Raw genomic sequence first — 18000 nt, forward strand, 5'->3', positions numbered from 1 at the left:
AAAAAGGGTTGCACCCGGTTGCACCTCTTCCAGCGCAAAGCTAATCTTGCCGCCAGCTGATGCCACGCAGTCGTGGCACCCATGAGGATAAAAATATGGCTACGACCACCCTTGGGGTCAAACTCGATGACCCGACCCGCGAACGCCTCAAGGCCGCCGCGACCTCCATTGATCGCACGCCGCACTGGCTGATCAAGCAGGCAATTTTCAATTACCTGGAGAAACTCGAGGGTGGTGCAACCCTGAACGAGCTCAACGGCTCGAGCAGCAAGGACGCAGACGATGCCGGCGAGGTCCAGAACGACCACGCCCACCAATGCTTCCTGGAGTTCGCCGAGAGCATCCTCCCGCAATCGGTCCTGCGTGCGTCGATCACCGCCGCTTACCGTCGCCCTGAGCCGGAAGTGGTGCCGATGCTGATCGAGCAGGCTCGCCTGCCGGCACCAATGGCCGAAGCCACCAACAAGCTGGCCGCCTCGATTGCCGAAAAACTGCGCAACCAGAAGAGCGCCGGCGGCCGTGCCGGTATCGTCCAGGGCCTGCTGCAAGAGTTCTCCCTGTCGTCCCAGGAAGGCGTGGCACTGATGTGCCTGGCCGAAGCGCTGCTGCGCATCCCGGACAAAGGCACCCGTGATGCATTGATCCGCGACAAGATCAGCACCGGCAACTGGCAGCCGCACCTGGGGAACAGCCCGTCGCTGTTCGTCAACGCTGCCACCTGGGGCCTGCTGCTGACCGGCAAATTGGTCGCCACCCACAACGAAGCCGGCCTGACTTCCTCCCTGAGCCGCATCATCGGCAAGAGCGGCGAGCCGATGATCCGCAAGGGTGTCGACATGGCCATGCGCTTGATGGGTGAGCAGTTCGTCACGGGCGAAACCATCGCCGAAGCCCTGGCCAACGCCAGCAAGTTCGAAGCCAAGGGCTTCCGCTATTCCTACGACATGCTCGGTGAAGCCGCCCTGACCGAACACGATGCCCAGAAGTACCTGGCCTCGTACGAACAAGCCATCCATTCGATCGGCAAAGCCTCCCACGGCCGTGGGATTTATGAAGGCCCGGGCATTTCCATCAAGCTCTCAGCGCTGCACCCGCGTTACAGCCGCGCGCAGTACGAGCGCGTCATGGACGAGCTGTACCCGCGCCTGCTGTCCCTGACCCTGCTGGCCAAGCAATACGACATCGGCCTGAACATCGACGCTGAAGAAGCTGACCGTCTGGAGCTGTCGCTGGACCTGCTGGAGCGCCTGTGCTTCGAGCCGCAACTGACCGGCTGGAACGGCATCGGTTTCGTGATTCAGGCTTACCAGAAGCGTTGCCCGTATGTGATCGACTATGTGATCGACCTGGCACGCCGCAGCCGTCACCGCCTGATGATTCGCCTGGTAAAAGGCGCGTACTGGGACAGCGAAATCAAGCGCGCCCAGGTCGAAGGCCTGGAAGGCTACCCGGTCTACACCCGCAAGGTGTACACCGACGTTTCCTATATCGCCTGCGCACGCAAGTTGCTGGCAGTACCGGAAGTTATCTATCCACAATTCGCCACGCATAACGCCCACACCCTGTCGGCGATCTACCACATTGCCGGTCAGAACTATTACCCCGGCCAGTATGAGTTCCAATGCCTGCATGGCATGGGTGAACCGCTGTACGAGCAGGTTGTAGGCAAGGTTTCCGAAGGCAAGCTGAACCGGCCGTGCCGCGTGTACGCACCGGTCGGCACACACGAAACGCTGTTGGCTTACCTGGTGCGTCGCCTGCTGGAAAACGGCGCCAACACCTCGTTCGTCAACCGCATCGCCGACCAATCCATCTCGATCCAGGAGCTGGTGGCCGATCCAGTGGCCAGCATCGAGCAGATGGCCACGCTGGAAGGCGGCTTCGGCCTGCCGCACCCGCGTATCCCGCTGCCCCGTGACCTGTATGGCAGCGAGCGCGCGAACTCCGCCGGCATCGACCTGGCCAACGAACACCGTTTGGCGTCGTTGTCCTGCGCGCTGCTGGCCACCGCTCATAACAACTGGAAAGCCACGCCGATGCTCGGCTGCCCGTCGAGCAACGAAGCGGCTGCGCCGGTGCTGAACCCGTCCGATAATCGTGACGTGGTTGGGCATGTCCAGGAAGCCACCGTCGAAGACGTCGACAACGCCATCCAATGCGCCCTGAACGCCGCACCGATCTGGCAGGCCACCCCACCCGCCGAACGCGCCGCGATCCTTGAGCGCGCAGCCGATTTGATGGAAGGCGAGATCCAGCCGCTGATGGGCCTGCTAGCCCGTGAAGCCGGCAAAACCTTCGCCAACGCCATCGCCGAAGTGCGTGAGGCCGTGGACTTCCTGCGTTACTACGCGGTGCAGGCCCGTAACGATTTCACCAACGACGCCCACCGCCCGCTGGGTCCGGTGGTGTGCATCAGCCCATGGAACTTCCCGCTGGCGATTTTCAGTGGCCAAGTGGCTGCTGCGCTGGCCGCCGGTAACCCGGTGCTGGCCAAGCCGGCAGAGCAAACCCCGCTGGTGGCTGCCCAGGCCGTGCGCCTGCTGCTGGAAGCAGGCATTCCGGAAGGCGTCCTGCAACTGCTGCCAGGCCAAGGCGAAACCGTCGGCGCCCGACTGGTGGGTGATGATCGCGTCAAAGGCGTGATGTTCACCGGCTCCACCGAAGTTGCTCGCCTGCTGCAGCGCAATGTCGCGGGTCGCCTGGATGCCCAAGGTCGTCCGATTCCACTGATCGCCGAAACCGGTGGCCAGAACGCGATGATCGTCGACTCCTCAGCATTGACCGAACAGGTTGTGATCGACGTTGTTTCTTCAGCTTTCGACAGTGCCGGCCAGCGTTGCTCGGCCCTGCGCGTACTGTGCTTGCAGGAAGATTCGGCAGATCGTGTGATCGAAATGCTCAAAGGCGCCATGGCTGAATGCCGTCTCGGCAACCCTGAGCGCCTGTCTGTGGACATCGGCCCAGTGATCGACGCCGAAGCCAAGGCTGGCATCGAGAAACACATCCAGGCCATGCGCGACAAAGGCCGCAACGTGTATCAGGTCGCCATTGCTGATAGTGAAGAAATCAAGCGCGGCACCTTCGTGATGCCAACCCTGATCGAACTGGAAAGCTTCGACGAACTGCAACGCGAGATCTTCGGCCCGGTACTGCACGTGGTGCGCTACAAGCGCAAAGAGATCGACCAGCTCATCGGCCAGATCAACGCCTCCGGCTACGGCCTGACCCTGGGCGTGCACACCCGTATCGACGAGACCATCGCCAAGGTGATCGACAACGTCCATGCCGGTAACGTCTACGTCAACCGCAACATCGTGGGTGCGGTGGTCGGTGTGCAGCCATTCGGCGGCGAAGGCCTGTCGGGCACTGGTCCCAAGGCCGGTGGCCCGCTGTACCTGTACCGCCTGCTGTCGACACGTCCTACCGATGCGATCGAGCAATCCTTCGTTCGTGGTGATGTATTGGCCGCGCCGGATGTACGCCTGCGGGATGCCATGAGCCAGCCACTGACCGCCCTGCAAGCCTGGGCCGACAGCAGCAAACTCAGCGACTTGAGCGCACTGTGCGTGCAGTTCGCCACGCAGTCTCAAAGCGGTATCACCCGCCAACTGGCCGGCCCGACCGGTGAGCGCAACAGCTACGCCATCCTGCCCCGCGAGCACGTGCTGTGCCTGGCGGAAGTAGAAGGCGACCTGCTGGCCCAACTGGCAGCGGTACTCGCCGTGGGCAGTTCGGCGGTGTGGCCGGAGTCTGAATTGACCAAGGCACTGTTCGCACGTCTGCCAAAGGATGTTCAGGCGAAGATCAAGCGCGTTGCCGACTGGACCAAGGACGAGGTGATCTTCGATGCAGTCCTGCATCACGGTGATTCCGACCAACTGCGCGCGGTCTGCCAGCAAGTGGCCCAGCGTGGCGGCGCGATTGTCGGGGTGCATGGCTTGTCGCAAGGTGAAACCGGGATTGCCCTGGAACGCCTGGTGATCGAGCGGGCATTGAGCGTCAACACTGCGGCAGCAGGCGGTAACGCCAGCCTGATGACGATCGGCTAACTGAAGAAACACTGTCAAAAATGTGGGAGCGGGCTTGCCCGCGATAGCGGTGGATCAGCCAATTAATGTATTGGCTGACACTCCGTAATCGCGGGCAAGCCCGCTCCCACACTGATCGTGTTTGCAACTCTCTGCTGTTGTTCTGCCGCTGCATCACCCAAATCAATCTTGCTATCCAGCCTCTATTCCCGCACTTAGACTCAGGCGTATTCCCACACAGGTAAGCCGCCATGTCCGAGACGCTGCTCAGTTCCCGCAATCTGGCTTTCGAGCTGTATGAAGTCCTCGATGCCGAGGGCCTGACCCAGCGCGAGCGGTTTGCCGAACACAACCGCGAAACCTTCGACGCCGCCATCAGCACCGCCCGCAACATTGCCGAAAAATTCTTCGCACCGCACAACCGCAAGGGTGACGAGAACGAGCCGCGCTATGAGAACGGTCAGGCGATTCTGATTCCGGAAGTGAAGCCGGCCGTGGATGCCTTCCTCGAAGCCGGCTTTCTCAATGCCGCCCGCAGCTTCGAAGCCGGTGGCATGCAACTGCCGACCCTGCTGTCCCAAGCCTGCTTCGCCCACTTCCAGTCAGCCAACGCCGCCTCCACGTCCTACCCGTTCCTGACCATGGGCGCCGCCAACCTGATCGAAAGCTTCGGCTCCGAGGAGCAAAAACAGCGCTTCCTGCAACCGATGATCGAAGGCCGCTTCTTCGGCACCATGGCCTTGACCGAACCCCATGCCGGTTCGTCCCTGTCGGATATTCGCACCCGCGCAGAGCCGGCGGCTGACGGCACCTATCGCCTCAAGGGCAACAAAATTTTCATCTCAGGTGGCGATCACCCGCTGTCGGAAAACATCGTGCACATGGTGCTGGCCAAGCTGCCGGATGCGCCTGCCGGGGTGAAGGGCATTTCGCTGTTTATCGTGCCCAAGTTCCTGGTCAATGACGACGGCAGCCTGGGCCAGCGCAACGACGTGCTGCTGGCCGGGCTGTTCCACAAGATGGGCTGGCGCGGCACCACCTCGACGGCACTGAATTTCGGCGATAATGGAGACTGTGTCGGCTATCTGGTAGGCAAGCCTCACCAGGGCCTGAGCTGCATGTTCCAGATGATGAACGAGGCGCGGATCGGTGTCGGCATGGGCGCGGTGATGCTTGGTTACGCCGGTTACCTCTACTCGCTGGAGTACGCCCGGGAACGCCCACAAGGGCGGCTGCCCGACAGCAAGGACCCGAACACCGCGCCGGTATCAATCATCCAGCACGCCGATATCAAGCGCATGCTGCTGACCCAGAAAGCCTATGTGGAGGGTTCGTTCGACCTGGGCCTGTATGCGGCCCGCCTGTTCGACGACACCACGACGCTTGAAACTGAAGCTGAACGCAAACAGGCCCATGAACTGCTCGACCTGCTGACCCCCATCGTCAAATCCTGGCCCTCGGAGTTCTGCCTGAAGGCCAACGAACTGGCGATCCAGATTCTCGGGGGCCATGGCTACACCCGGGAATACCCGGTGGAGCAGTACTACCGCGACAACCGCCTGAACCCGATCCACGAAGGCACCCACGGCATCCAGTCGCTGGATTTGCTGGGCCGCAAACTGGCGCAGAACGGCGGCGCGGGCTTGAAGCAATTGATTCGACTGATCGCCGAGACCGGTGCGCGGGCACAGGCCTATCCATCACTCACGGCACTGCGTGAGCCGCTGGAAACGCTGGTCGCACGCCTGCAAGCCGTCACGCTTGGGCTGTTGACGGATCTTGCCCAAGGCAAGGTCAACAGCAGCCTGGCGAACTCGGCGCTGTACCTGAAAGTGTTTGGGCATACGGTGATTGGCTGGCGCTGGCTGGAGCAGGCGATACGCGCCGAGGAAGGGCTGGCCAAGGGCAATGCTGCCGATGTCGCCTTCTATAAAGGCAAGCTGCAAGCCGCCCGGTACTTCCTCACGTGGGAAATACCGGGCTGCCATCATGAACTGGCGATTCTTGAGGCACGGGACGATACGTGCCTGGGCATGCAGGATGAGTGGTTCTAGTCAGGGCTGACCGATTGCCTTGGAGATCACCTCGACCGTGGCGCTGACTTGCTCTTGGTAACGGTCGAGTTCCTGCTGGTGGCGCTGCTGCATTTCGATCTGTTCGGCACACAGGTTCAGCGCCGCCAGTACCAGCAGTTTGTCACCGATCAATGTCGGGTACTTTTTCTTGGTGATGGCCAGGGACGCCTTCAGCATGGTCACAGCGCTCATCAGCGTAGTGTCTTCCCCAACCGGTGCCTTGATCGAGTAATCCTCACCGAGAATCGAAACGACCTTTACCCCCTCGGTGCCTTGACTCATGCGCTGACAGGACCTGCGCTCACACGCTCAACCAACGCCTGAATACGCGCCGCGGTAGCGCCCTGTTTTTCTTCCTGTTCCATCAGGTTCAATTGCAGACTGTCGTTTTCATCCTTGGCGCGGGCCAGTTCTGCCTTGAGGGATTCGTTGGTGCCCAGCAGTTCCTGATTTTGCTGTACCAGATCGCTGACCAGTTGTTCCAATTGGCTGAGGGATGCTTCTAACATTTTGATTTCTCGGGCATTTTCAAAGGGCGGTGACGATAAAGAAAATTCACCTCGGATGCCAGGGTTATCCTGGCGCGCGGCCTTGATTTTACAGGGCAGGCCGCACTTTAGAGCCTTAGTGACTGCTTTTAGCCCATCTGGTTCCTGACCCCACCCTGATTCGCGTCAACTGCGACAAAAGAGCGCACCCCCTCAAGACTTTAGTCCCATGACCGATAGGTCATGGGACAACCCGTCTCAAAGCCGCACGGATCGCGCTTCTTCCAGGATGACAGCATGTCTCTTCGTAATATGAATATCGCGCCACGGGCATTCCTCGGCTTCGCGCTGATTGGCGCCCTGATGTTGTTTCTCGGTGTGTTCGCCCTGAACCAGATGAGCAAGATCCGCGCGGCCACTGAAGACATCACCCTGAGCAGCGTGCCCAGCATCCGCGCCCTGGACGAGTTCACTCAACTGACCCTGCGTCTGCGGGTGTTGTCCTATCGCTTGCTGACCAACCGCGAGCCGGACGTACAGCAAAAGACCCTGGAGGCCTTTGATGTGCGCAATCAGCAGATCCGCACCGCCCAGGGTATCTACGAAAAGCTGATCACCAGCAGTGAAGAGCGCAGCGCCTACGACGAGTACGTGCGGTTGCTGGGGCAATACCATCAGATTGAAGCGCGCATGAAGAGCCTGTCCCGGGCTAATCAAGTGGATGAGTTGCGGGTCATGCTGAACACCGAGCTGCTGAATAACTCCGAGCAGGTCAACACCGTTCTGAACCGCTTGCTGGATATCAACAACAAAGCGGCCATCGCCACCAACGAACAAGCGGCCAATCAATACGACACAGCGTTCAACCTGGTGGTCGTCCTGTTGGTATTCGCCACGGCGCTGACCCTGCTGTTCGCCTGGCTGCTGACCCGCAGCATTACCCAGCCGATTTCTCAGGCCCTGAGTGCGGCTGAGGAAATCGCCGAAGGCAACCTGACTCGCCCGATCAAGGTTGAGGGTGAGGACGAAGCCGGACGCCTGCTGTTGGCCATGGCGAAGATGCAGGAAAAGCTGCGGGATACCCTGCAACGCATTTCCGGCTCCGCCACCCAGTTGGCTTCGGCCGCTGAAGAGCTGAACGCCGTCACCGACGAAAGCGCCCGTGGCCTGACCCAGCAAAACAACGAAATCGAGCAAGCCGCCACCGCTGTCAACGAGATGACCAGCGCCGTCGAAGAAGTCGCCCGCAATGCCGTGAGCACTTCCGAAGCCTCGAAAAATGCCACCGCCTCTGCCGGTGACGGCCGTGACCTGGTACAGGAAACCGTCGGCGCCATCGAGCGCATGAGCAGTGACGTGCAGGCAACGGCGACACTGATCGGCAACCTGGCGGAAGAATCCCGAGACATCGGCAAAGTGCTGGACGTGATTCGCGGCCTGGCGGACCAGACCAACCTGCTGGCGCTGAACGCGGCCATTGAAGCGGCGCGTGCCGGCGAAGCCGGGCGTGGTTTTGCGGTAGTGGCCGATGAAGTGCGAGCCCTGGCCCATCGTACGCAGCAGTCCACCAGCGAGATCGAGCGGATGATCGGCAGTATCCAGGCCGGTACCGAACACGCAGTGGATTCGATGCGCAACAGCACCGAGCGCGCAGAGTCGACGCTGAATATTGCCAAGGGCGCGGGGATGTCGCTGGACACCATCAATACCGCGATTGTCGAGATCAACGAGCGCAATCTGGTGATCGCCAGTGCCGCCGAAGAGCAGGCGCAAGTGGCGCGGGAAGTGGATCGCAACCTGGTGAACATTCGCGACCTGTCGGTGCAATCGGCGACCGGTGCCAGCCAGACCAGTGCGGCCAGTAATGAGCTGTCGCGGTTGGCGGTGGACTTGAATGGGATGGTGGGGCGGTTCCGCCTCTAACTGACACCGCATCACGTTGTAGCCGCTGCCGAGGCACGAGGCTGCGATGCGGGCCGCAGGACCGCCCTCGGGGCCGCTTCGTCGGAATGCCGCACCAAACCCATCGCAGCCTCGTACCTCGGCAGCGGCTTGCCTGTTCGCGAGCAAGTCGAATCGTCGCACCGCCGCTCCCACATTGGCTCTGCGCTCGCCCCGCAAAAGCTTTTTGACAGCGCAGCATTTCAACAGGTTAGAATCGCTGGCACGCAGACTGCATGGTCAGTTTGCGCCCGTCTTTCCTGCTCGTGGAGTACTGCCTTTGAATGCGACGACCATCAACAGCCTGTTCTTGATCGGCGCGTTGCTGGTAGGTGCGAGCATTCTGGTGAGTTCTCTTTCGTCCCGCCTGGGCATCCCGATTCTGGTGATCATCCTGGCCGTGGGCATGGCCGCCGGTGTCGATGGCGGCGGCATCATCTTCGATAATTACCCGACCGCCTATCTCGTAGGCAACCTGGCACTGGCCGTGATCCTGCTCGATGGTGGCTTGCGAACACGGGTGGCGAGTTTTCGCGTGGCACTGTGGCCAGCCTTGTCGCTGGCAACCGTGGGGGTGTTGATCACCACCGGCCTCACGGGTATGGCCGCGGCCTGGCTGTTCGACCTCAACATTATCCAAGGCCTGCTGATCGGCGCCATCGTCGGCTCCACGGACGCCGCAGCGGTGTTCTCACTCCTGGGCGGCAAGGGCCTGAACGAACGGGTCAGCGCCAGCCTGGAAATCGAATCCGGCAGCAACGACCCGATGGCGGTGTTCCTCACCGTGACCCTGATCGACATGCTCGCCAGCGGCCAGACCGGCCTGCACTGGAGCCTGTTGGGCCACTTGATCCGCGAGTTCGGCATCGGCGGCTTCATCGGCCTGGGCGGCGGCTGGTTGATGCTGCAAATGGTCAACCGCATCAATCTGGCCAACGGCCTGTACCCGATCCTGGTGATTGCTGGCGGCCTGGTGGTGTTTGCCCTGACCAACGCCTTGCACGGCAGCGGCTTCCTCGCGGTGTACCTGTGCGGCCTGGTGATCGGCAACCGCCCTGTACGCAGCCGCCACGGCATCCTGCACATGCTCGACGGCATGGCGTGGCTGGCACAGATCGGCATGTTCCTGGTGCTGGGCCTGCTGGTCACGCCCCATGATTTGCTGCCTATCGCGCTGCCGGCCCTGGGCCTGGCGTTGTGGATGATTCTGTTCGCCCGGCCACTGTCGGTGATGGTTGGCCTGCTGCCCTTCAAGGCCTTCCACGGCCGGGAAAAAGCCTTTATCGCCTGGGTCGGCCTGCGCGGCGCGGTACCGATCATTCTTGCGGTATTCCCGCTGATGGCCGGCCTGCCCCACGCCCAGCTGTATTTCAACCTGGCGTTCTTTATCGTGCTGGTCTCATTGCTGGTCCAGGGCACCAGCCTGCCGTGGGTCGCCAAATTGCTGAAGGTGACGGTACCGCCGGAGCCCGCACCGATTTCCCGGGCGGCCCTGGAAGTGCATGTCACCAGCGAGTGGGAGCTGTTCGTCTACCGACTCGGCGCGGAGAAATGGTGCATCGGCGCGGCCCTTCGCGAGCTGAAAATGCCCGAAGGCACGCGCATCGCCGCGCTGTTTCGTGGCCAGCAACTGCTCCACCCGTCGGGTAGTACCGTGCTGGAGGTCGACGATTTGCTCTGCGTCATCGGCCATGAACACAACCTGCCAGCCCTCGGCAAGCTGTTCAGCCAGGCACCTCAACGGGGCCTCGACCTGCGCTTCTTCGGCGACTTCGTTCTCGAAGGCGACGCCCAGCTGGGCGCGGTTTCGGCGCTGTACGGGCTCAAGCTCGAGGGTATCGATCCGGACATGCCATTGAGCCGTTTCATCACCCAGAAAGTCGGTGGTGCACCGGTGGTGGGCGACCAGGTGGAGTGGAACAACACCATCTGGACCGTCGCAGTCATGGACGGGAACAAGATTGGCAAAGTCGGCGTCAGATTCCCCGAAGGAAGTCGCCCGGGCCCCGGACTCTTCCTCTAAACTGCGGGGCGATGACGCGCCATTCGACGTCAGGCCGCCCCCTCTATTCCATCTTGCTCGACCGGTCTCTATGACAACCCTGCGCATTTTTCTAGCTACTGCCCTGCTGGGCCTGAGTCTCTGTGTCGGCACCGTGCAAGCGGCCGATCCGCCCAGCGCCGAGTCCGTCCAGCAAACCCTGGACAAGCTGCCCGACCGCAAACTGCCGGATGCGGACATGAAGGCCCTGCAGAGCATCCTGCAGCAGACCTTGACCTTCCTGGGTAACCAGCAGGACTACCAGCAGCGCCTGGTCGATCTCAAGCGCCAACTGGAAGACGCGCCACGCCGGACCATAGACAACCAGCGCGAGCTAAGCCGTCTCAAGGCCACCAAGGTCATTCCGGTCACCCAACGCTACGCCAGCCTGCCGGTGCCGCAGCTTGAACAACTGCTGGTGCAGCGCAGCACCCAGCAAGGCGACCTGCAAAAGGACCTGGCCGACGCCAACAGCCTGACCATCGCTGCCCAGACCCGCCCCGAGCGCGCCCAGACCGAAATCAGCAGCAGTCAGACGCGCATTCAGCAGATCAACGCCATCCTCAAACTGGGCAAAGACAATGGCAAGACCCTCAGCGGCGACCAGCGCAATCAGTTGAACGCCGAACTGGCATCCCTTAATGCCCTGATTCCCCTGCGTCGCCAGGAGCTGGCGAGCAACAGCCAACTGCAAGACTTGGGCAACAGCCAGCATGATCTGGCGCTGGAAAAAACCAGCCGCCTGGAGCAGGAAATCCAGGACCTGCAAACCCTGATCAACCAGAAACGCCTGGCCCAGTCCCAGGAAACGGTGACCCAGCAATCCATCGAGGCGCAGAAAACCGGCGGTAGCAGCTTGCTGGCCACCGAAAGTGCCGACAACCTCAAGCTGTCCGATTACCTGCTCAAAAGCACTGACCGGCTCAATGAACTGACCCAGAAGAACCTGCAAACCAAACAACAACTGGACACCGTGACGCAAAGCGACTCGGCGCTGGATGAGCAGATCAACGTGCTCAAGGGCAGCCTGTTGCTGTCGAAGATTCTTTATAAGCAGAAACAGGCGCTACCGCGCCTGACCGTAGATCGCAACCTGGCGGACGACATTGCCAACATTCGCCTGTACCAATTTGAAGTCAACCAACAGCGCGAACTGATCAATCCACCCAGCACCTACGTCGACAACTTGCTGGCCACCCAGCCGGCGGACCAGGTCACCCCACAACTGCGCCGTACCCTGCTGGAGCTGGCTGACACCCGTAGCGATTTGCTGGAGCGACTGAGCCGCGAGCTGAGCGCGCTGCTCAACGAATCCATCACCCTGCAACTGAACCAGAAGCAACTGTTGAGCACCGCGACCAACCTGCGGGCGACGCTTGATGAACAGATGTTCTGGATTCCCAGCAACAAGCCGCTGGACGCCGAATGGCTGGAAACCGTGCCCTCGCGCTTGAGCAAACAGGTCACCACCCTGCCCTGGGCCTCCAGTGTCAGCGAGCTGTACGACGGCTTGACTCAGCGTCCCCTGCTGTTCCTGCCTCTGCTGCTGTTGATTGGCGCCCTGCTGTGGCGGCGTAGTTACCTGTACGCCCGACTGAAGAAAATCCACCTGGACATCGGCCATTTCAAGCGCGATAGCCAGTGGCACACGCCCGTAGCGATCCTGGTGAATATCCTGCTGGCGATGCCAGTGGCCCTGGGCCTGGCCCTGTGTGGCTATGCACTGCAAATCGACGCACGCGGACAAAACGCCAACCTGGGCGCAGCTCTGTTGCAAATTGCCCAGGCATGGATGGTGTTCTACACCGCCTATCGGATCCTCGCGCCGGGTGGCGTGGCCGAACTGCACTTCCGCTGGGAGAAGCCCCAGGTCGAATTCCTCCAGGGCTGGATCCGAAAGCTGGGGCTGGTGGTACTGGCACTGGTGGCCGTGGTGGCCATTGCAGAGCACCAACCCGCAGCCTTGGCCGACGACGTACTGGGTATCGGCGTGGTATTGGCCTGCTATGCACTGATGGCATGGCTGCTCAGTCGCCTGCTCCTCAACAGCCCGACCCATGAAAAAGCCTCGCTGTTTCGCAAAGCCGTGGGCCTGCTCTTCACCGCGCTGCCCATCGCTCTGTTTATCGCGGTGTGCTTTGGCTACTACTACACCGCCCTCAAACTCAGCGACCGCCTGATCAACACCCTGTACCTGCTGATGTTCTGGCTGGTGATCGAAGCCACCTTCGTCCGCGGCCTGGGGGTTGCGGCCCGGCGCCTGGCCTATTCCCGCGCCCTGGCCAAACGCCAGGCCGCCAAGGAAGCCGGCGACGGCGAAGCGGTGATCGAAGAACCCACCCTGGACATCGAACAGGTCAACGAACAGTCCATGCGCCTGATTCGCCTGGCCCTGCTCGGTGGTTTTATCGCGGCGTTGTACTGGGTCTGGAAAGACCTGATCACCGTATTCTCCTACCTGGACAACGTCACCCTCTACGAATACACCAGCGGCACCGGTGCCAACATCAGCATGGTGCCCATCAGCATCGGCGACCTGCTGGGTGCATCGATCATCGTCGGCATCACCTTTGCCCTGGCGCGCAACCTGCCCGGTCTGCTGGAGGTCCTGGTGCTGTCAAAGCTGGACCTGGCCCAGGGCAGCGCCTACGCCACCACCACGCTGTTGTCGTATGTGATCGCCGGTATCGGCTTTGTCACCACCCTCTCCACCCTCGGCGTGAGCTGGGACAAGTTGCAATGGCTGGTGGCGGCGCTATCGGTGGGGTTGGGTTTTGGTATGCAGGAGATTTTCGCCAACTTCATCTCCGGCATCATGATCCTGTTCGAACGCCCGGTGCGGATCGGCGACACCATCACCATCGGCAACCTGTCGGGCACAGTCAGCAAGATCCGCATCCGCGCCACCACCATCACCGACTTCGACCGCAAGGACATCATTGTCCCGAACAAGACGTTCATTACCGGACAACTGATCAACTGGTCGCTGACCGACACCATCACCCGGGTCACCCTGAAGCTCGGTGTGGACTATGGCTCCGACCTGGACCTGGTGAAAGCATTGCTGCTGCAGGCCGCCCGGGAAAACCCGCGGGTGCTGAAAGAGCCGGAACCCCACGTGTACTTCCTCAACTTCGGCGAAAGCACCCTCGACCACGAACTGCGCATGCATGTACGCGACCTGGGCGATCGCAACCCGGTGATCGATGAGGTCAACCGCTTCATCAACCGTGAGTTCAAGAATCACCACATCAACATCTCGTTCCGGCAGATGGAGGTTTACCTGAAAAACCTCCACGGCCAGGAATACAAGCTGGTGGAAGTAGACCCGCCCAACAAGCCTGCAAACGACGCCTCGGGGCCTGCCACACCGCCGACCAAACTCGACTAAACGCGTTATCCCCAGCAGAATGTTCGGACATTCTGCTGGGAGATGGCCGTTGAAAGCCCTCGACGAACTGACCTTCGACAACCGCTTCGCACGCCTGGGCGATGCGTTCTCAACCCACGTGCTGCCCGAGCCCATCGACGAGCCGCGCCTGGTGGTTGCGAGCGAAGCTGCCATGGCGCTGCTCGACCTCGACCCAGCCGTTGCCGAAACACCGGTATTTGCCGAACTGTTTGGCGGGCACAAACTCTGGGCCGAGGCCGAGCCGCGGGCGATGATCTATTCCGGGCATCAATTCGGCTCCTACAACCCGCAGTTGGGTGATGGTCGAGGGTTGTTGCTGGGCGAGGTCTACAACCAGGCCGGCGAGCATTGGGACCTGCACCTCAAGGGCGCCGGGCAAACCCCGTACTCGCGCATGGGCGATGGTCGCGCGGTGCTGCGTTCCTCGATTCGCGAATTTCTGGCCTCTGAAGCCCTGCATGCCCTGGGCATTCCCAGCAGCCGCGCACTGTGCGTGATTGGCTCGACCACACCGGTGTGGCGCGAGAAACAGGAGCGCGCCGCTATGGTCTTGCGCCTGGCACCGAGCCATGTGCGGTTTGGCCACTTCGAATACTTCTACTACACCAAGAAACCCGAACAACAGAAGCAACTGGCTGAGCACGTTTTGTCGCTGCACTTCCCTGAGTGCCTGGAACAACCCGAACCGTATCTGGCGATGTTCCGCGAAATCGTCGAGCGCAACGCCGAGCTGATCGCCAAATGGCAGGCCTATGGTTTCTGCCATGGGGTGATGAACACCGACAATATGTCGATCCTCGGTATTACCTTCGACTTCGGGCCGTTTGCCTTCCTCGACGACTTCGATGCTCAGTTCATCTGCAACCATTCCGATGACCAAGGGCGTTATTCGTTCAGCAACCAGGTACCGATTGGCCAGTGGAACCTCAGTGCGTTGGCTCAGGCGTTGACACCCTTCATCAGCGTTGAAGCCCTGCGCGAAACCCTCGGCCTGTACCTGCCGCTGTTCCAGGCTCACTACCTGGACCTGATGCGTCGCCGCTTGGGTTTTACCACTGCCGAAGACGATGACCAGAAACTGGTGGAGCGACTGCTGCAACTGATGCAAAACAGCGGCGTTGACTACACCTTGTTCTTCCGCCGACTGGGGGATGAATCGGCAGCACTAGCTGTGGCTCGGTTGCGCGATGACTTTGTCGACCTCAAGGGGTTTGATGCCTGGGCTGACCTGTACAAAGCCCGTGTCGAGCGGGAAGCCAATGGCAGCGAAGAACTGCGGCGTGAGCGGATGCACGCGGTTAACCCGCTTTATATCCTGCGTAATTACCTGGCTCAGAACGCTATTCAGGCGGCTGAGTTGGGGGATTACAGCGAAGTGCGCCGGCTGCATGAGGTACTGACAAAGCCGTTTGAAGAACAGGTTGGAATGGAGCAATACGCGCAGCGGCCGCCGGATTGGGGCAAGCATTTGGAGATCAGTTGTTCCTCTTAAAGACGATCAGGCACCATCGCCGGGCATGGGCCAGTGCTCAAGATCATAGGCTTCGATCCAATCACCGATGATGTCCACCAGACTCATCAGCGGGTTGGACTCATCTTCTCCAATCAGGTCCAGTAACTCATCAAGAGCCTGGGCCAGAACATCATAATCACTCTCGGTTTTAGGTTTGCACAAAAGGGGCGAAACAAAAGGCCAATGCTTGATGGCTTGTTTGACGAGTTCGCTCATGATTAATCCTCTTTCGGTTGTTCCTTGATAAATCGCGGCGCTGGCTCCAAATAGATCCCATTGCCCATTTAAGCGGAGCCCACCATGTCCGATCCTCTGGTAATTCCCTGCCCCCACTGCAACGGTCTTAACCGCATCCCTGCCGAGCGCTTGGGCGATGCGCCTAAATGCGGGCGCTGCAAGCAGCCGGTATTGCTGAGCAAACCTTTTGAGCTGAAACAAGGCGACTACGCCAGCCAGATCAAAGGTGATCTGCCGCTGTTGGTCGATGTGTGGGCCGAGTGGTGCGGGCCGTGCAAGTCATTTGCACCGGTGTTTGAACAGGCGGCCGGGCAACTGACGGGAAAATGCCGATTGGCCAAGCTCGATAGCGAGGCCAACCAGCAACTTTCCGCGCAACTGGGTATTCGGTCGATTCCTAGCCTGATTCTGTTCAAGAATGGCCGGGAAGTCGCGCGCCAGAGCGGGGCGTTTCCGTTGCCGCAGTTGATGAGCTGGTTGCGTAGTCAGGGCGTTTGAACCACAGGCGCTTCGCGGTCCATCATTTGGCCCACCAGCAATACGCCCAGCTCGCTCAATTGATGAATAGCCAGAGCTACATCGCGGTGTTCACCAGCGAGGTCGTTAGAAAGATTGAGCAACAGGGTGCGGACCGAGGAGAAGGTTTCGTAACTGTTGAGGATCAGCGTTTCAGTAGGAAGGTTGGGGGTGGCGGTGAAAAGGCTGGGAGTAGTTTTAAACATGAACGATGCTCCAGGATTGAGCCGCCATCACATCGCTACTAAACAAAGGGGTGGCAGCTGTACGCAGGTTAGTAGACCGGGGAACATCGCAAAGACCGGCGCACCCGAAGGTGCCCTACGCACAGCCGCCATCAAACACAGACGAGGCTCATGCACTTTACGACGCTCTGACGGGCTACTAAACCCGATCACTGAGATTTCAGTGACCGAAGAACCTTAGAGACGCCCATCCAGGCGCACAAGCCGGCGGATTCTGGCGTCACTGTAGGCAACGACGCAAGACAGCGATTTCCCTGTAGGAACAAAGACCCAATGTGGGAGCGGGCTTGCCCGCGATGAGCATCGGTATCTACACAACTTCGAAGACTTGGCTTTCTGTAGCCGCTGCCGAGGCACGAGGCTGCGATGCGTGTCCGCAGGACCGCCCTTGGGACTGCTACGCAGCCCATCGCAGCCTCATTCTTCGGCAGCGGCTACAACCGTGATCGCAGCGATGCGGCGACCCGACAAGCCAGCCCCCACATTTGTTATGTGTTGCCCGTAGCGATCACGCGTTTTCCAGCAGGTTATGCAACTCCACAAACTGCTGCGTCAGCTTATGCCGTGGGTCCAGGTGGATCAGCGGCATATTCGCCTGGTGCGACTCACGCATCCGTACCGAACTGCCCAGGTACACCGGCAACACCGGCAAACCTTCGGCGATCAACTCATCCAGCATCTGTTGCGGCAGGCTCGCCCGGGCCTGGAACTGGTTGACCACGATGCCTTCCACCTCAAGACCTTCGTTGTGGTCTTCCTTCAGCTCTTCGATTTCCGCCAGCAGGCCATACAGCGCCTGGCGCGAAAAACTGTCGCAATCGAAGGGGATCAATACACGATCAGCGGCAATCAGCGCAGAAACCGCATAAAAATTCAGCGCTGGCGGCGTATCCAGGTAAATCCGCTCGTAATCCTCGCTCAATTCATCCAGCAGCTTTCGCAGCTTGTTGATCTTGTGCTTGGCCTCAAGCTTGGGCTGCAAGTCCGCCAATTCCGCCGTGGCCGTGATCACATGCAGGTTATCGAACGGGGTTTCGTAGATATCCACCTGGTTTTTCTTCGAAAACGGCCCGGAAGACAGGGTTTGCTTGAAGAAATCGGCAATGCCCATCGGAATGTCATTACCCGTCAGCCCGGTGAGGTACTGGGTCGAGTTGGCCTGGGCATCGAGGTCCACCAACAGGGTTCGATAGCCTTCACTGGCGCTGACCGCCGCTAGGTTGCAGGCAATGCTGGACTTGCCGACACCGCCTTTCTGATTGAACACCACGCGCCGCATGGAAAAACCTCCGTGTATCAATGAATGATCGAGTGTAGAGGGCAAAAGCGCCCGTTAGCTACCTTGTTCATCCATGTACTACAAAGGCACCCGTTTGATTCCGCGCAACAGCAGTGCGCGAACACGGTGCGAACCGGAAAAGACCGACAACTCAGGCCATCCCTCATAGATGACAATCGGCAATCAATTCCAGCACTTTGTAATGACCTGTGAACAATTTTTTAC

10 protein-coding genes and 3 pseudogenes are annotated in these 18000 nt (G+C 60.3%); 8 read left to right on the forward strand and 5 right to left on the reverse strand.

Going from position 1 to position 18000, the window contains the following annotated elements; all coding sequences use genetic code 11:
- Positions 1 to 95: 95 nt before the first annotated feature.
- A complete protein-coding gene (gene putA / locus GNF76_RS09145; protein WP_155582853.1) occupies positions 96 to 4049 on the forward strand; it encodes a trifunctional transcriptional regulator/proline dehydrogenase/L-glutamate gamma-semialdehyde dehydrogenase in 3954 nt (1317 codons plus the stop codon).
- A 230-nt stretch (positions 4050 to 4279) separates the two neighbouring features.
- On the forward strand, positions 4280 to 6082 hold the full coding sequence (locus GNF76_RS09150) for an acyl-CoA dehydrogenase (protein ID WP_155582854.1): 1803 nt from the start codon (positions 4280 to 4282) through the stop codon (positions 6080 to 6082).
- Here the strand turns inward: GNF76_RS09150 and GNF76_RS09155 are convergent, their stop codons facing one another.
- Both GNF76_RS09155 and GNF76_RS09160 read right to left on the reverse strand, forming a co-directional pair.
- Positions 6083 to 6385 carry a cell division protein ZapA gene (locus GNF76_RS09155; RefSeq protein ID WP_155582855.1) on the reverse strand — a complete coding sequence of 101 codons (303 nt, stop codon included), beginning with the start codon at positions 6383 to 6385 and terminating at the stop codon, positions 6083 to 6085.
- The gene (locus GNF76_RS09160) at positions 6382 to 6612 is read right to left on the reverse strand and encodes a hypothetical protein (protein ID WP_155582856.1); all 231 of its coding nucleotides are present in this window, start codon (positions 6610 to 6612) and stop codon (positions 6382 to 6384) included. Before GNF76_RS09160 ends, GNF76_RS09155 begins: the two co-directional genes overlap by 4 nt.
- A gap of 342 nt (positions 6613 to 6954) precedes the next feature.
- Between GNF76_RS09160 and GNF76_RS29895 the strand changes: the two are divergent.
- The 5 genes and pseudogenes from GNF76_RS29895 to selO all read left to right on the forward strand — a co-directional run.
- Positions 6955 to 7611 (forward strand): annotated as a pseudogene (locus tag GNF76_RS29895) (MCP four helix bundle domain-containing protein); the annotation flags it as partial.
- A gap of 303 nt (positions 7612 to 7914) precedes the next feature.
- Positions 7915 to 8514 (forward strand): annotated as a pseudogene (locus tag GNF76_RS29900) (methyl-accepting chemotaxis protein); the annotation flags it as partial.
- A gap of 298 nt (positions 8515 to 8812) precedes the next feature.
- On the forward strand, positions 8813 to 10555 hold the full coding sequence (locus GNF76_RS09170; RefSeq protein ID WP_155582858.1) for a potassium/proton antiporter: 1743 nt from the start codon (positions 8813 to 8815) through the stop codon (positions 10553 to 10555).
- A 70-nt stretch (positions 10556 to 10625) separates the two neighbouring features.
- Positions 10626 to 13964, forward strand: coding sequence for a mechanosensitive channel MscK (gene mscK, locus GNF76_RS09175; protein ID WP_155582859.1), 3339 nt, complete (start codon positions 10626 to 10628; stop codon positions 13962 to 13964).
- Positions 13965 to 14013: 49 nt separating this feature from the next.
- Positions 14014 to 15477, forward strand: a complete 1464-nt coding sequence (gene selO, locus GNF76_RS09180) for a protein adenylyltransferase SelO (protein WP_155582860.1) — start codon at positions 14014 to 14016, stop codon at positions 15475 to 15477.
- Positions 15478 to 15498: 21 nt separating this feature from the next.
- Here the strand turns inward: selO and GNF76_RS09185 are convergent.
- A pseudogene (locus tag GNF76_RS09185) lies at positions 15499 to 15714 on the reverse strand (transcriptional regulator); the annotation flags it as partial.
- An 84-nt stretch (positions 15715 to 15798) separates the two neighbouring features.
- On the opposite strand from GNF76_RS09185, the gene trxC reads away from it, so the two are divergent.
- Positions 15799 to 16233: a thioredoxin TrxC gene (gene trxC, locus GNF76_RS09190; RefSeq protein WP_155582862.1), complete on the forward strand. Its 435-nt coding sequence runs from the start codon at positions 15799 to 15801 to the stop codon at positions 16231 to 16233.
- On the opposite strand, the gene GNF76_RS09195 is transcribed toward trxC, so the two are convergent.
- A complete protein-coding gene (locus tag GNF76_RS09195) occupies positions 16221 to 16457 on the reverse strand; it encodes a DUF6124 family protein (protein ID WP_155582863.1) in 237 nt (78 codons plus the stop codon). The two genes, trxC and GNF76_RS09195, sit on opposite strands and share 13 nt — an antisense overlap.
- A gap of 547 nt (positions 16458 to 17004) precedes the next feature.
- Positions 17005 to 17775 (reverse strand): ParA family protein, encoded by a 771-nt coding sequence (locus GNF76_RS09200; protein WP_155582864.1) that lies wholly within the window; start codon positions 17773 to 17775, stop codon positions 17005 to 17007.
- Between the last annotated feature and the right edge of the window lie 225 nt (positions 17776 to 18000).

This window comes from Pseudomonas spelaei (genome assembly GCF_009724245.1).
GTDB classification, from domain to species: Bacteria; Pseudomonadota; Gammaproteobacteria; order Pseudomonadales; family Pseudomonadaceae; genus Aquipseudomonas; species Aquipseudomonas spelaei.

What these genes read in the sequence shown, in the direction of transcription:
- putA (WP_155582853.1), top strand. Translation starts at nt 96, where the DNA reads ATGGCTACGACCACCCTTGGGGTCAAACTCGATGACCCGACCCGCGAA.
- GNF76_RS09150 (WP_155582854.1), top strand. Translation starts at nt 4,280, where the DNA reads ATGTCCGAGACGCTGCTCAGTTCCCGCAATCTGGCTTTCGAGCTGTAT.
- GNF76_RS09155 (WP_155582855.1), bottom strand. Translation starts at nt 6,385, where the DNA reads ATGAGTCAAGGCACCGAGGGGGTAAAGGTCGTTTCGATTCTCGGTGAG.
- GNF76_RS09160 (WP_155582856.1), bottom strand. Translation starts at nt 6,612, where the DNA reads ATGTTAGAAGCATCCCTCAGCCAATTGGAACAACTGGTCAGCGATCTG.
- mscK (WP_155582859.1), top strand. Translation starts at nt 10,626, where the DNA reads ATGACAACCCTGCGCATTTTTCTAGCTACTGCCCTGCTGGGCCTGAGT.
- trxC (WP_155582862.1), top strand. Translation starts at nt 15,799, where the DNA reads ATGTCCGATCCTCTGGTAATTCCCTGCCCCCACTGCAACGGTCTTAAC.
- GNF76_RS09195 (WP_155582863.1), bottom strand. Translation starts at nt 16,457, where the DNA reads ATGTTTAAAACTACTCCCAGCCTTTTCACCGCCACCCCCAACCTTCCT.
- GNF76_RS09200 (WP_155582864.1), bottom strand. Translation starts at nt 17,775, where the DNA reads ATGCGGCGCGTGGTGTTCAATCAGAAAGGCGGTGTCGGCAAGTCCAGC.